This window comes from Symbioplanes lichenis (genome assembly GCF_030709675.1).
Taxonomy (GTDB): Bacteria; Actinomycetota; Actinomycetes; order Mycobacteriales; family Micromonosporaceae; genus Actinoplanes; species Actinoplanes lichenis.
The window spans coordinates 792505-806664 of sequence record NZ_JAUZQD010000001.1; the positions used below are offsets into that span (position 1 = coordinate 792505).

Below are 14160 nucleotides of genomic sequence, written 5' to 3' on the forward strand. Positions count from 1 at the left end.
CGCACAGGAGGAGACATGAGCGCAGTACGGACCGCCGCCGTGATCGGTGGCGGCATCGCCGGGCCCGCGGTGGCCCTGGCCCTGCACAAGGCCGGGATCGAGGCGACCGTCTACGAGCGGCATCCCGTCCGCGACGAGTTCACCGGCGGCACGATCGCGCTGGCCCCCAACGGCGTGGCGGCCCTGCACCTGCTCGGGGCCGGGGACGCCGTCGAGCAGACCGGCCAGCGGCTCGACCGGCAGGTCATGGCCCTGGGCGACCGGCGCGTCGAGCTGCCCGGGCTGCCCGGCGCCGGGTCCTACCAGGCGATCACGCGAGCCGAGGTGTCCCGGATCCTGCGGGAGCGGGCGATCGCGAGCGGCGTCCGGTTCGAGCACGGCAAGCACCTGACCGCCGCCCGCGAGGACGAGCGCTCGGTCACGGCCGTGTTCCGGGACGGGTCGGAGGCCACGGCGGACGTGCTCGTCGGGGCGGACGGCGTGCACTCCGTGGTGCGGGAGCTGATCGATCCCCAGGCGCCCGGGCCCGCGTACACGGGAATGCTGGCCTTCGAGGGCTGGGCGCCGGTCGAGGTGGACAGCGACGAGCGGACGATGGTGTTCGCCTTCGGGGAACGCGCGTACTACCTCTACTGGGCCACGCCCGGGGGCGGCACCGGCTACGGCATCAACCTGCCCCGGCCCGCGCCGATGTCGCTGACCGAGGCGCGGCAGGTTCCGGTCGCCGAGTGGGCGGCGGTGCTGCGGAAGACGTACGGCGACGATGTGCCCGGCGGGGAGCTGATCAGCGGGACCGACCCGGCCTCCCTGCAGGTCAACGGGGCGCTGCACATCATGCCGCCGGTGCCGCACTGGCACCGCGGCCGGATGGTGCTCGTGGGCGACGCCGTCCACGCGCCGTCCAACAGCTCGGGGCAGGGCGCGTCGCTGGCCGTCGAAAGCGCGATCCAGCTCGCGCGCTGTCTGCGGGACGTTAACGAACTGCCGGGCGCTTTCCGGGCGTACGAGCAACTGCGCCGCAGGCGGGTCGAAGGCATCGCCGCCCGCGCCGCCCGGGTCAACCAGACCAAGGCGCCCGGCGCGGTCGGGCGGGCGCTCATGCCGCTCATGATGCGGGTGCTGCTGCGGACGGCGATGAAGCCGGAGCGGACGCTGGCTCCGGCCCTGCGCTACCGGATCGACTGGGACGAGCGGGTGGGGGTCTAGGGGCTGTCTCGACGTGGGGGGCGCCGGCGAGGCGAGGCCCAGGCGTTGGCTGGGTGTGCGCCGTGGTCGCCCGCATCCCGGTGTTGGATGTGGGTGATCGCGGCGTGCGGCCAGGCGGCGTCCGGGCCCGCCGCAGCCCGGCTACCACGTCGAGACAGCCCCTGAATCCGCTGGACGGCCGGACGCGGGCGCGGCAAGCTGCGGGCCATGTCCAGTCACGCCGTCATGATGCGCCCCCTCGCGGGGCCCTCTGGCGTGCAGTAGCCACGAGTCCCCGCCCACGCGGCGGGGACTCCGGCTCGTGGGCGGGCGTGAGGAGCAGTCATGTCCTTCTTCGTCAGCACCGCGATCCCGTACGTCAACGCGGCCCCGCACCTCGGCCACGCCCTCGAGCTCGTCCAGGCCGACGTGCTCGCGAGGCAGCGCCGGGCCCGCGGGGAGAAAGTGCGCTTCCTGACCGGTACGGACGACAACGCGCTCAAGAACGTCACCGCCGCGCGCCGGGCCGGCGTACCCGTCGGGGCTTTCGTCGCCGCGAACGGTGACCGTTTCGCCGCGTTGAAGGAGCCGCTGGGGTTGTCCTTCGACGACTTCGTCCGCACCTCCGAGGAGCGGCACCGCGTCAAGGTCGCCGAGTTGTGGCAGCGTTCCGCCGGGGATTTCTACCGGCGCTCGTACACGGGGAGCTACTGCCTCGGGTGCGAGCAGTTCAAGGACAGCTGTGACGAGCATGACGCGCCGCTGGAGACCGTACGGGAGGAGAACTGGTTCTTCCGGCTGAGCCGCTATGAGCAGCGGATCCTCGCGCTCCTGGAGGACGGCACGGTCACGGTCGAGCCCGCGGCCCGGCGCAACGAGGTGCTGGCCTTCGTGCGGGCGGGGCTCGAGGACATCAGCGTCTCCCGCCCCGCGGCCCGCGCCGGCGGCTGGGGCATTCCGGTGCCCGGCGACCCCGGCCAGGTGATCTACGTCTGGTGGGACGCGCTGGCCAACTATCTGACGGCCGACCCGGCGGCCTGGGCCGGCGCCGGCGAGCGGGTGCACGTGGTCGGCAAGGGCATCGTGCGCTTCCACGCGGTGCACTGGCTGGCGCTGCTGCTCGCCGCCGGGGAGCCGCTGCCGACCACGATCCTGGTGCACGACTATCTGACCGTGAGCGGCGCGAAGCTGGCGAAGAGCGCGGGCAACGCCGTCGATCCGGTCGAGCTCGCCGCCACGTACGGGACCGACGCCGTCCGCTGGTGGCTGCTGCGCGACGTGGCCCCGCTGGGCGACACCGACTTCACCGTCGACCGGCTGATCCACCGGCACGACAGTGATCTCGCCCACGGCGTCGGGAACCTGGTGCATCGGACGGTGACGCTGGCGCATCGGTACGGGGCCCGCTCAGCTTTTGATCAGCGTCACGAACAAATCGGGCACGACTTCCGGGCTCTCTGCCTGGCCGTCCTCGACGGGGTCGCGCGCGGAAACCAGCTGGTCGAGGCCGAACGCCCGTGGCAGCTGGACGAGCCGCGCCGCACCGAGGTGATCACCGAGCTGCTCCGGCAATGCCACTCGATCGTCGAGCAGCTGACACCCCTGCTCCCGGGCGCCGCCGAGCGCCTGCGGGCCCAGATCACGTTCCAGGATCCGCCGTCGCCGGTCTTCGCGAAGCTGCGGCCATGATCGGGGGGCTTTACCGGCACGGTAGCGTGGAGTCTCCCCCACGCAGCTTCCGGAGCCGTCATGGTCAAACGCCCCACGATCGCGGACATCGCCCGGCGCGCCGGGGTGTCCAAGGGCGCCGTGTCCTACGCGCTCAACGGCCAGCCGGGCGTCTCCGAGGCGACCCGGCAGCGCATCGTGGCGATCGCCCGGGAGATCGGCTTCAATCCCAACAGTGCCGCGCGGGCGCTCTCCGGGGCGAGCGCGCGGGCCGTCGGGCTGACGCTGTGCCGGCCGGCGCGGATGCTCAGCCTCGAGCCGTTCTTCATGGGCCTGATCAGCGGCTTCGAGCAGGAGCTGGCGGCCCGGTCCTACGCGCTGATGCTCCAGGTGGTGCAGAGCCCGGAGACCGAGATCGAGGTCTATCGCCGCTGGTGGGGTGAGCGCCGCGTCGACGGGGTGTTCGTCACCGACCTCCGGGAAAATGACATCCGCATCCCGGTGCTCGACGAGCTGCAGCTGCCGGCCGTGGTCATCGGCGGGCCGGGCGACACCGGGCGGCTGCCGCAGGTCCGCTCGGACAACGCCGGCCCGATCCGCGACGCCGTGGCGCACCTGATCGGTCTCGGTCACCGGCGCATCGCCCGGGTCGGCGGGCCGCCCGAGATGGTGCACACGCAGACGCGGACCCGGGCGTTCGCCGAGGCGTGCGCGGCGCTCGGGCTGCCCGCGGCGGTCACGGTGCCGTCCGACTACACCGGGGAGGAGGGCACGCGGGCCACGCGCACGCTGCTCTCCGGCCCGGACCGGCCGACGGCGATCATCTACGACAACGACGTCATGGCCGTGGCGGGGCTGTCGGTGGCCCAGGAGATGGGGCTGTCCGTGCCGGCCGACCTGTCGATCGTGGCGTGGGACGACTCGCCGCTGTGCTCGCTGGTGCATCCGCCGCTGACGGCGCTGACCCGGGATGTGACCGCTTACGGGGCGCACGCCGCGCGGCAGCTTCTCGCCGCCATCGCCGGGGAGCCGGTCGTGGACGCGGAGGAGATCCCAGCGCATCTGACCCCCCGGCTGAGCACCGCGCCGCCCAAGCCCTGACTGCCGCGCCGGCGCTGACGCCAGACCGGTGACCCGCCGGGACAGCCCGGCGGCTGCGCGCGGAGCGGGACCACCCACTCAGCCGGGCGGCAGCCACGGTCGCCCCACGGCTGCGGTTGTTGCGGGCCTAGCTCGTACTCATGCTCGGTGATTTTCCAGATAGGCCTCGGTCCGCTCGGCGGGAGCGGGCCGTCCCAGCGCGAACCCCTGCCCGTAGTGGCACCCGGCCTGCGCGGCCCGCTCGATCTGGTCGGCGGTCTCGAGGCCCTTCGCGACGATCTCCAGCCCGAGCCGCCGCCCCAGGCTGACCACGACGTCGATCACCGCGGGCGTCGTGCCCGGCTGCGGCGGCTGGTTGACCAGCGTCTGGTCGAGTTTGAGCATGTCGACCGGGAGCCGCCGCAGGTGCGCGAGGGATGCGCTGCCCGCGCCGAAGTCGTCGAGCGCCGCGCGGACGCCGAGCTTGCGCAGCGCGGCCAGCGCGGCCACGATCGCGGGCACGTCCTCGGCCACCCACGTCTCCTGGACCTCGACGACCAGGCGTTCCGGGGCGATGGCGTGCCGGGCGAGGATCTCCGCGACGTGCTCGGGAAAGCGGGCGGTGAGCAGCTCGCGCGGGGCGACGTTGACCGAGAGCCAGGCGTCGCCGGGGGACCAGCCGGCGAGGTGGCGGCAGGCCGCGTCGAGGACCCACTCGTCGAGCTCGGCCGCGCAGCCGACGGCCCGGGCGATCGGCAGCAGCTCGACCGGCAGGATCGTGCCGAGGCGCGGGTGGCGCCAGCGGAGCAGGGCCTCGACGCCGGCGGGGCGGCGGTCGCGCAGGCTCGTGACGGGCTGGAAGACCAGGTCGAGCTCGCCGCGGTCGGCGGCGCCGAGGAGCTCGCGTTCGAGGTCCATGCGGCGGTGGAGCTGGATCTCGACGTCGGTGTCGTACCACTCGACGCGGTCGGTGCCCAGCTGGCGCGAGCGCTTGCGGGCCAGGTCGGCGTGGCGCAGCACCTCGTCCGAGTCCTTGCCGCCGGCCAGCTCCGCGAGCCCGATGCTGGTGTGCAGCTGGACGATGGCCCCCGGCAGCTGATAGGGCTCGACCAGCGCGGTGACGATCCGGGTGGCCAGCGCATAGGCCAGCACCGCGCCGTCGGTCGTGAGCACCGCGAACTCGTCGCCGCCGAGCCGGGCCGGGACGTCGTCGGCGCCGAGCAGGGCCTTGATCCGGCGGCCGACCTCGATGAGCACGGCGTCGCCGGTCTCGCGGCCGCGGCTGTCGTTGGTCTCGGCCAGTCCGTGCAGGTCGATGACGAGCAGCGTGCCCTGCTGCCCGGCGCGGCGCCGGAACTCGAGCAGGTCCCGCATCAGCGCCCGCCGGTTGGCCAGCCCGGTGAGCTGGTCGGTGTAGGACAGGCGGTGCAGCGTGCGTTCCAGGTGACGCCGCTCACCGACGTCGCGGACGTGCACCACCAGGGCGGCCACCTCGGGCACGCCGCGCTGGTCGGCGACCGTGGACTCGGTGTCGCGCCAGATCCCGTGCCCGTCGCGCAGCCGGGCGTTGAGCAGCGCCGGCGGGCCGTCGTGGTGCTCACCCTCCAGCAGCGCCTCGATGCCCGCGCGGGCGCCCGGGGCGTCGTCGGGGTGGATCAGCTCGAGGAACGTCCGGCCGACGACCTCACTGTCGGCCAGCCCGAAGAGCCGCGCGGCGGCCGGCGACTGCCACTTGATCGTGAGCCGGTCGTCGAGCACGAGCGTCAGGTCGGTGGCGCCGGCGACCAGCGACCGGAAGTGGGCTTCCTTGGTCATGAGCCGCCGCGTGTACTGCCGGATGTCCTTGACGACGAGCAGCTCGCGCATGGTGAGCAGGGCCACCATGGACAGGCCCAGCACTATCGCGAACCGGTCGAAGTCCCCGACCGTGAGCAGGTGGAACGCGGCCGCGCCCACGCCGACGGCGGCCGGGACGGCGAGCAGCGGGTAGCTCGACAGATATTGGTCGGGGCCGGCGGGCTTGGGGCGTCCCGGGTCGTCGTTGCGCGAGCCGCCCTCGGCGCTCAGCGTGAGACCCGCCACGACGAAGAGCGCGAAGAACGGCGGCAGCCAGCCGCCGATGTGCGACAGGACCAGGTTGGCGATGATGCAGACGGCGATGAGGGCCATGACCACGCCGGCCCCGCAGCGCAGCGCCGCGCCCCGGTGCACCCGGGCCCGCAGCACGATGACGATCACCATGGAGATCGCCGTCGCGGTGACGAAGGTGCAGGCCAGCGCGGAGTAGGGGGTGTCGGGCATCGGCGTCAGCAGGTACGCCGCGAAGCCGATGCTCACCCCCAGCCCCAGCCCGTCGAAGAGCCGCCGCAGCCGGGTCGTGATCGTGGTGGCCGCGCCGGGCAGCAGCATCGTGCCGAGGACGAAGAAGGCGCCGGAAACCACGATGCCGCCCGGCGCCCAGAAGGCGACGCCCGGCGGGTACCAGAGCAGGATGCCGCACGTCAGCGCCAGGCCGAGCGCGCCGCACCCGATGAAGCCGGCACCGCGGCAGGCGGCGAAGACCCCCGAGTCACGGTGGATGGCGAGGGCGGTGCGCCAGAGCACGGCGGCCGCGAAGACGGACGCGAGGCCGGCTCCGGCGGCGACGGCGGCGAGCCCGGGCACCAGCCCGGCGATGCCCGCGGCCAGCACCAGGGCACTGACCAGCGGGACTGCGAGAAAAGCGGGGCGCGCGAGGGGCGGCACGGCCACGGTGACGAATCCTCTGTGGGGCAGGGGCTGACAGGGACGGTCCACGAGGGGTAACGATCGTCCCCCGGACAGGTTACGTGTGGCCTGTCAGGCTTGGCAGGGCCGGACGGTCTGGTATGGACGCTCTTTTTCCGAGTACGGGCGGCAAGCGCGACAAAAGCAACCCGGCCGGGACTGGCGGCCGCCCGGCGGGGTGGGTGGTCCCGCCCCGCGCGCGGCCGCCGGGCTGTTCCGGCGGGTCACCGTTGTCCGGCCGACGCTTTCGTCAGCCGGCCGGCGCTCTTGTCAGCCGGCCGGCGTCAAGGGCGGTGTCGTGGCGAGCAACACGGCGGAGATCGCCGTGCACGCGGCCGCCCCGGCGAAGACCAGCCCCGGGCCCCCGTGCGTCAGCGACCAGCCGAAGACCGTGCCGGCCACGATCGGCACGAGCATCTCGGCCGCCGCGCCGATGCTGGTCAGCGCGCCCTGCACGGTGCCCTGCTCGCCGGCGCCGACGTGGCGGGAGATCCACGACTGGGCCGCCGCGCCGCCGATCGAGCCCAGCACGGCGACGGCCTGGACGACGTAGAGCATCCACGGCTCGGAGACGACCGCGATGGCGCCGAGCGTTCCGGCGCTGATCAATGTGCCCGCCACGGCGGCGCGCTTGTCACCGAGCCGGTGGACGACCGGGCCGGTGGCGCGGGCCTGGAAGATCGCGCCGGCCAGGGCGGACGCGGCCATGACCAGGCCGATGTGGGCGGTGTTCCAGCCGAACCGGGTGGCGAGGAAGAAGGTCCAGATCGACTGGTGCGTCATCCGCGCGATGTCGGCCCACAGGCGGGCGTGGGCGAGGCGCCCGAGCAGCGGCCTGCGCAGGACGCCGAGGACGGCGGCGACCGGGTTGGCCGTGCGCAGGGTCAGCGGGGTCGTGCGGTCGCCGGGGCGGGACTCGGGCAGGACGAACCAGCCGTACGCCACGTTGGCCAGCGACAGGCCCGCCGCCGCGAAGAACGGCAACCGCACGTCGACCGCCCCGAGCAGGCCGCCGATCGTCGGGCCGGCGACGAAGCCCAGCCCGAAGGCCGAGCCGATCAGCGCGTAGGCCCGGGCGCGGTCGCCGGGCTCGGTGACATCCGCGATGTAGGCGTTGACCACTGTCGTCGTGCCCGCGCACGCCCCGGCGAGGGCGTGGACGATCAGCAGGGTCCACGGGGTGGTCGCGGTGGCGTGGGCGAGCCAGTCGGCGCCGAGGCAGGCCAGCGCCGTGAGCAGGACGGGCCGCCGGCCGTAGCGATCGGCGAGCCGCCCGAGCAGCGGCGCGACGGCGAACTGCAACAGTCCGAAGGTCGACCCGAGCAGACCGGACCAGAACACGGCCGCGGCCGGATCCGCGGTCACGGCCGTCATGAGGGCCGGCACGATCGGCACGATCAGGCCGAGCCCGAGCATGTCGACGAAGACGGTGACGAGCAGGAAGGAGAGGGCAGGTGCCCGGCGCATCGAAACTCCTGAGTCGGGAGAGGGCTGGGCCCCCTCGCGACTCACGACCGACCGGCTGTCCTACCGATCCGACCGTCCGCAGGCACGGAGGATCAGAATATGTGGCCTGTCAAATGGTTTTCATCGGACACCGCCCAAGCCACCGATCCCGCCGTCCGCCCGACCGCCGCCGACCGCCCGCCGCTCAGCCGCCCGCGACCGACGGCAGGATCTGGATCTCCGCGCCCGCGCTCACCGCCGTCTCCTGGCCCCCCGTCCGCCGCGCGTCCTCCCCGTCGACATAGACGTTCACATAGCGCCGGACCTCGCCCTTCTCGTCGCGCACCCGCCGCTCCAGCTGCGGCCACCGCGCCCCGATCTCGTCCAGCACCGCGCGCAGCGATCCCTCCGCCGCCACCGTGAGGTGCGACTCGCCGCCCGCCTCGGCGCGGAGCACCCCGGGCACCAGGATCGTCGGCATCAGACGGCCACCGCCCGCACGCAGAGCACGTCGGGCAGGTGCGCGGCCACCGTGCTCCACGTCTCGCCCTCGTCGCGGCTGGCATAGACCTCGCCGGCCCGGCTGCCGAAGTAGACACCCGCGGGGTCGGCGTTGTCGGTGCACATGGCGTCGCGGAGGACCACCGGGTAGTAGGGGTCCTGCGGGAGGCCCGACTGCTGCGGCTCCCACGTGTCCCCCGCGTCCGTCGACCGGAAGACGCGGCACCGCAGGTCGACGGGCTGGCGCTGACTGTCGGCGACAAGCGGGAAATTCCACAGCGTGCCGCCCCGGGCCGGGTGGGCGACGATCGGGAAGCCGAAGTCGGCGGGCAGCGTGTTCGCGATCGACTGCCAGCTGTCGCCGCCGTCGGTCGTGCGATAGACGCCGTGATGGTTCTGGGCGTAATAGTGGTCGGGGTCGGCGGCGTCGCGGGCGACCTTGTGGACGCACTGGCCGAACTCGGGCCACGGATCGGGCTGGTGGGCGGCCTTGATGCCCCGGTTGGCCGGCGCCCATGTCGCGCCGCCGTCGGTGGTGCGATAGACCCCGCCGGTCGACATGGCCACGAGCAGCCGTGACGGGTCGGCGGGGTGGGGCAGGATCGTGTGGATGGCCTGGCCGCCGAAGCCCGCGCCCCACTCCGGGCGGTGCGGGTGGTCCCACAGGCCGCGGATCAGCTCGAAGGTCAGGCCGCCGTCGGCCGAGCGCCACAACGCGGACGGCTGCGTGCCCGCATAGACCACGCCGGGCTGCTCGGGGCCGGCCGGCACGAGCTGCCACACGCGCTCGACGGCGGCCTCCTCCCCGGCGGAGAAGGCGAGCGGCGCCTTCTCGGGCTCCTGCCAGCTCTGCCCGAGGTCGTCCGTCACGGCGACGCTCGGCCCGAAGTGGGAGCTCTCGAAGCCCGCGAGCACGCGGACGGTGGGCCCCCGGGTGTCGAAAGCCACGGAGTAGATGCCGAGGCCCGCGTGATGCGCGGGGCTGATCTCCCAGCTGCGCCGGTCGTCGGTGGAGGTGGCCAGGAAAAGGCCCTTCTGGGTGCCGATGGCGAGGTGAACTGTCATGGAGGCAGTATCCGCCGGGGGTACGACAGATCCGCGTGACGCGAGTGCGAGGATGGGAATGTGAGCAGGAAACCCGTCTTCCGCGTACGCCGGTCCGGCGCACTCGTCATCGCCGCCGTCATCGCGTTCGTGGGCGCCGTGCCCTTCGCCGGCGCCAAGTGGGAGCTCGCGCCGCTGCTGCTGATCCCCCTCGCCGTCATCGTCTGGGCGTGGCGGGCGGGCACCGACGTGACGCCGGAGGGCCTCAAGGTGCGGGCGCTCTTCGGCAGCACCGACATCGCGTGGTCCCGCGTCATCGAGCTGGCGCCGGACGCCAACGGCCGCATCCAGGCCCTGCTCAACGACGGCAACGCGGTGGAGCTCACGGCCGTGACGCAGGACAACCTGCCCGCCGTCCTCGCCGCCGGCGGTCAGGAGCTCAATAACCCTGAGTCACCTCGTTGATCAACGGCTCTCCCGCGGCGTAGCGCCGGAGCTGGTCGCCCGCCAGCCCATAGGCCCGGGGCAGCAGACCCGCGACCGAGCCGCCGATGTGCGGGGTGATCAGCACGTTGGGCAGCTGCCACAGCGGGTGACCCGGCGGCAGCGGCTCGGGATCGGTGACGTCGAGCGCCGCCGCGATGCGGCCGGTGGCCAGCTCGGTGACCAGCGCCGCGGTGTCGGCGACCGGACCCCGGGCGGCGTTGATCAGCAGAGCCCCGTCCGGCAGCGCCGCCAGGAACGCCGCGTCGACCAGCCCCCGGGTCTGCTCGGTCAGCGGCACGAGCAGCACGACCACCTCGGCGTCGGGCAGCAGCCGGGGCAACTCCTCCACTCCGTGCACGCCCTGCTTGGGCCGGGCCGTGCGCGCCACGCGGGTGATCGTCACCCCGAAGGGCGCCAGGTGCTCCTCGACCGCCCGGCCGATCGAGCCCGCACCCACGATCAGCACGCGCTTGCCGGTGAGCTCCCGCGACGCCCCGGGCGTGGCCCACTCACCGCGCGCCTGGGCCAGGACCAGCCCCGGGAACTGGCGCAGCGAGCTGATCGCCGCGCCGACGACCCACTCGGCGACGGGCTTGTCGTGGACGCCACGGGCGTCGCAGAGGCGTACGTCATCGGGAATCTGATCCACCCACGCGTCCGCGCCCGCGGACAGCAGCTGGACCACCTGCAGGCCGGCGAATTTGGGCAGCTGGTCGGCGGCCCGGCCGACCGACGCGAACGGCGGCACCCAGAACTCGACCTCCGCGGGGTCGGAGGGCCAGGCCGTGGCGTCGCGGCAGACCTCCACCTCGACGCCGGCGGGCAGCTCGCCCAGGAGGCCACGGCCCCGCTCGTGCGCGATCCAAACCTTCACCCGATGAACGGTAGTCCGGCCCGGCGCCCGCGTCCCGCGGGTGTGCCGGACGTCCCAGCGAGCGCGGCTACCCTGGTCTGGTGATTAAGGGACGCGTGTTCGGGACTCTCGTCGCCGTGCTCGGGCTGATGACCGCGTGCAGCTTCGGGCCGCCCGACCCGGACGTCGCCGGCGAGCCGCCGAACCTCCCCACGCCCTCCGCCTCGGCCGGGGCGGGCGACAGCGGCGGCGACGAGGGCAGCCAGGAGGTCGCCGTCACGGTCCTCGCCAAGGGCCTGGAGATCCCGTGGGGCGTCGCCTTCCTGCCCGACGGCACGGCCCTGGTCACCGAGCGCGACAGCGCCCGCATCCTCGAGGTCGGCCCCGAGTCGGACGCCGACGGGCTCAAGGTCACCGAGGTGCAGCAGATCACCGGCGTCGCGACCGGCGGCGACAGCGGCCTGCTGGGCATCGCCGTGTCGCCGAAGTACGACACCGACAAGACCGTGTTCGTCTACTACTCGACGGACAAGGACAACCGCGTCGCGAAACTCCAGCTCAAGGGCGACCCCAAGCCGATCCTCACGGGCATCCCGCGCTCGCGCAACGACAACGGCGGGCAGCTGGCCTTCGGGCCGGACGGCTATCTCTACGTCACGACCGGCGACGCCACGCGCGGCACCCAGGCGCAGAATGCGAAGAGCCTCGGCGGCAAGATCCTGCGCATCACCGCGGACGGCAAGCCCGCTCCCGGCAACCCGGTGAAGGACTCGCCGGTCTGGTCGTCCGGGCACCGCAACGTGCAGGGCATCGCGTGGGACTCGGGCAAGCGGATGTACGCGAGCGAGTCCGACCAGCCCACGTCCGGTGAGCTCAACGTCATCCAGAAGGGTAAGAACTACGGCTGGGCGGCCGCGGAGGGCAAGTCCACCGACGCCAAGTTCACGAATCCGCTGGTCACGTGGCCGATCGCGGAGTCGTACTGCTCGGGTGTCGCCGTGCTCGACCGCATGATCGCGACCGCCTGCCTGGGCGGCGAACGCCTGTGGATCACCCAGGTCACCGGCACCGGCACGCTGATCGGCCAGCCCCAGCAGCTGCTCGACGGCGAGTACGGCCGGCTGCGCGGCCTGGTCGCCGCCCCCGACGGCTCGCTCTGGGCCACCACCTCCAACCAGGAGCCGGGCGGCACCCCGGAGGCGGAGGACGACCGCATCATCCGGCTGGTCTTCTCCAGTGGTGGCGCGGGACGGAGTTAACGCGCGTAACAGTTTGGGGGTCCACGCCCAGGGGCACGGAAACGGCTGACCATGACTACGCACATCGCCAGGATCACCGCCGCGGCAGGCCGCGTGTGGCGCCACCACTGGACCCATCGTCTCCGCATCTATGCCGCCGTGCTGCTGGTCAGCGTCGCGGGCGTGGTCGTCGGCACGATGCTGCTGGCCCACTCCGAGGTCGCGGTCGGCCCGTTCCGCGCCGACATGTCGGTCACCCCGTCGATCGAGGGCGGCACCGAGATCGACATCCCCCCGCTCGGCTCGCTCCACCTGGACAGCCACGACGGCCCGATCCACCTCAAGGTCGACCTGGGCTCGCTCGACCAGGAACGCACCGAGGCCCTCGTCGACGACCCCACCGCCATCAGTACGGTCGGCCAGTCCGCCGTCGACGACGTGACCCAGGGCGTCCTCAAGCTCGGCCTGCGCGCCCTCGGTGCGGCGATCGTGTGCGCGCTGCTGCTCTCCGCCCTGATCTTCCGCAACATCCGCCGGGTCGCGGCCGCGGGCGTCCTCGCCCTGGTCGTCACCGGCGGCAGCCTCGGCCTGGCCGCCGGCACCATCCGTCCCAAGTCGATCAGCGAGCCACGCTACGAGGGCCTGCTGGTCAACGCGCCCGCCGTCGTCGGTGACGCCCGCCGCATCGCGGACAACTACGGACGGTACGCCGACCAGCTCGCCGAGCTCGTCAGCAACGTGAGCCGCATCTACACCACCGTCTCGTCACTCCCCGTGCAGCCCGCCGGTAACACCACGCGCGTCCTGCACATCTCCGACATGCACCTCAACCCCGCGTCCTGGGGCGTCATCCGAACCGTCGTCAAGCAGTGGGACATCGACGCCGTGATCGACACCGGGGACATGGTCGACTGGGGGACGAGCGCCGAGACCACGTACGTGAACAACATCGCGCAGGTCGGGGTCCCGTACATCTATGTCCGCGGCAACCACGACTCCACCGCGATCCAGGCCGCCGTGGCCCGCCAGAAGAACGCCAAGGTCCTGGACAACGCCACGGTCACCGTCGGCGGCCTGACCATCGCGGGCATCGGCGACCCCGAGTTCACGCCGGACAAGAGCGAGACCCCGCCGCCGGACAACGCCGACGACCCGGCCGGCAACCCGCTCCTCGCCGCGGGCGACCGCCTGGCCGCGACCGTCCGCGCCTCGCAGACCAAGGTCGGCATCGCCCTCGTGCACGACCCGGCGATGGCGCCGCCGCTGGCCGGGACGGTTCCGCTCGTCCTCGCCGGGCACAAGCACCATCGCGAGGTGAGCGAGCTGCCGGCCTGGAACCCGGCGCCGGCGGCGTCCGCCAGTCCTTCCCCCGCGCCGTCCGCGTCCTCGGCGACCGCCGCCGAACAGACGCTGCTCATGGTGCAGGGCTCGACGGGCGGCGCGGGGCTGCGCGGCCTCGAGAAGGAGGAGCCGACGCCGCTGGCGATGTCGGTGCTCTACTTCGACGAAAATCAGGCCCTCAAGGCGTACGACGACATCACCCTGGGCGGCACCGGCGAGTCGAACGTCGAGGTCCAGCGCAACGTGATCGGCATCAACGACCCGGAGCCCACGACCAACCCCTCCGTCAGCACCGGCGTCACGCCCGTCCAGCCGAGCCCGCAGATCAGCCGATAGCCGTACGCTCGCCCGCCGCTTTCTCCCCCGTGCCGCCTTGTCTGGTGCGGGGGCGCCCTCGTGCGGGCCGCCTTTCCTGGCTCGCCTACTTCCCGGCGTCGCCCGCGCCCCGCCTCTTCCCGGCTCACCTACTTCCCGGCGTCGCCCGCGACCCGCGTCTTCCTGGCTCACCTATTTTCCGGCGTCGCCCGCGACCCGCCACTTTCCTTGCCCGCC

At 73.1% G+C, this 14160-nt stretch carries 11 protein-coding genes; 6 read left to right on the forward strand and 5 right to left on the reverse strand.

Translation table 11 applies throughout. The features are described from left to right. Nucleotides 1–15 precede the first annotated feature (15 nt). The 3 genes from RAN62_RS03615 to RAN62_RS03625 all read left to right on the forward strand — a co-directional run bounded on the left by RAN62_RS03615 (nt 16) and on the right by RAN62_RS03625 (nt 3954). Nucleotides 16–1206 (forward strand): FAD-dependent monooxygenase, encoded by a 1191-nt coding sequence (locus tag RAN62_RS03615; RefSeq protein WP_305782965.1) that lies wholly within the window; start codon nt 16–18, stop codon nt 1204–1206. Between the two features lie 324 nt (nt 1207–1530). Then, complete coding sequence (locus RAN62_RS03620; RefSeq protein WP_305782966.1) at nt 1531–2874, forward strand: methionine--tRNA ligase; 1344 nt, start codon at nt 1531–1533, stop codon at nt 2872–2874. Nucleotides 2875–2934: 60 nt separating this feature from the next. Next, complete coding sequence (locus tag RAN62_RS03625) at nt 2935–3954, forward strand: LacI family DNA-binding transcriptional regulator (RefSeq protein ID WP_305782967.1); 1020 nt, start codon at nt 2935–2937, stop codon at nt 3952–3954. A 138-nt stretch (nt 3955–4092) separates the two neighbouring features. Here the strand turns inward: RAN62_RS03625 and RAN62_RS03630 are convergent, their stop codons facing one another. From RAN62_RS03630 to RAN62_RS03645, 4 genes are all read right to left on the reverse strand, one after another. After that, nucleotides 4093–6684, reverse strand: a complete 2592-nt coding sequence (locus RAN62_RS03630; protein ID WP_305782968.1) for a putative bifunctional diguanylate cyclase/phosphodiesterase — start codon at nt 6682–6684, stop codon at nt 4093–4095. Between the two features lie 285 nt (nt 6685–6969). Continuing rightward, nucleotides 6970–8166 carry an MFS transporter gene (locus RAN62_RS03635; RefSeq protein ID WP_305782969.1) on the reverse strand — a complete coding sequence of 399 codons (1197 nt, stop codon included), beginning with the start codon at nt 8164–8166 and terminating at the stop codon, nt 6970–6972. 184 nt (nt 8167–8350) lie between these two features. Next, nucleotides 8351–8626, reverse strand: a complete 276-nt coding sequence (locus tag RAN62_RS03640) for a ubiquitin-like small modifier protein 1 (RefSeq protein ID WP_305782970.1) — start codon at nt 8624–8626, stop codon at nt 8351–8353. Then, entirely contained in the window at nt 8626–9711 is a 1086-nt protein-coding gene (locus RAN62_RS03645; protein WP_305782971.1) for a WD40/YVTN/BNR-like repeat-containing protein, read from the reverse strand. Before RAN62_RS03645 ends, RAN62_RS03640 begins: the two co-directional genes overlap by 1 nt. A gap of 60 nt (nt 9712–9771) precedes the next feature. On the opposite strand from RAN62_RS03645, the gene RAN62_RS03650 reads away from it, so the two are divergent. Then, the gene (locus RAN62_RS03650; RefSeq protein WP_305782972.1) at nt 9772–10155 is read left to right on the forward strand and encodes a PH domain-containing protein; all 384 of its coding nucleotides are present in this window, start codon (nt 9772–9774) and stop codon (nt 10153–10155) included. Here the strand turns inward: RAN62_RS03650 and RAN62_RS03655 are convergent. Then, nucleotides 10130–11050, reverse strand: coding sequence for a 2-hydroxyacid dehydrogenase (locus RAN62_RS03655; protein ID WP_305782973.1), 921 nt, complete (start codon nt 11048–11050; stop codon nt 10130–10132). The two genes, RAN62_RS03650 and RAN62_RS03655, sit on opposite strands and share 26 nt — an antisense overlap. Before the next feature lie 128 nt (nt 11051–11178). Between RAN62_RS03655 and RAN62_RS03660 the strand changes: the two genes are divergently transcribed. After that, complete coding sequence (locus RAN62_RS03660; RefSeq protein WP_305783063.1) at nt 11179–12288, forward strand: PQQ-dependent sugar dehydrogenase; 1110 nt, start codon at nt 11179–11181, stop codon at nt 12286–12288. A 51-nt stretch (nt 12289–12339) separates the two neighbouring features. Then, entirely contained in the window at nt 12340–13944 is a 1605-nt protein-coding gene (locus RAN62_RS03665) for a metallophosphoesterase (RefSeq protein WP_305782974.1), read from the forward strand. Nucleotides 13945–14160: the final 216 nt, after the last annotated feature.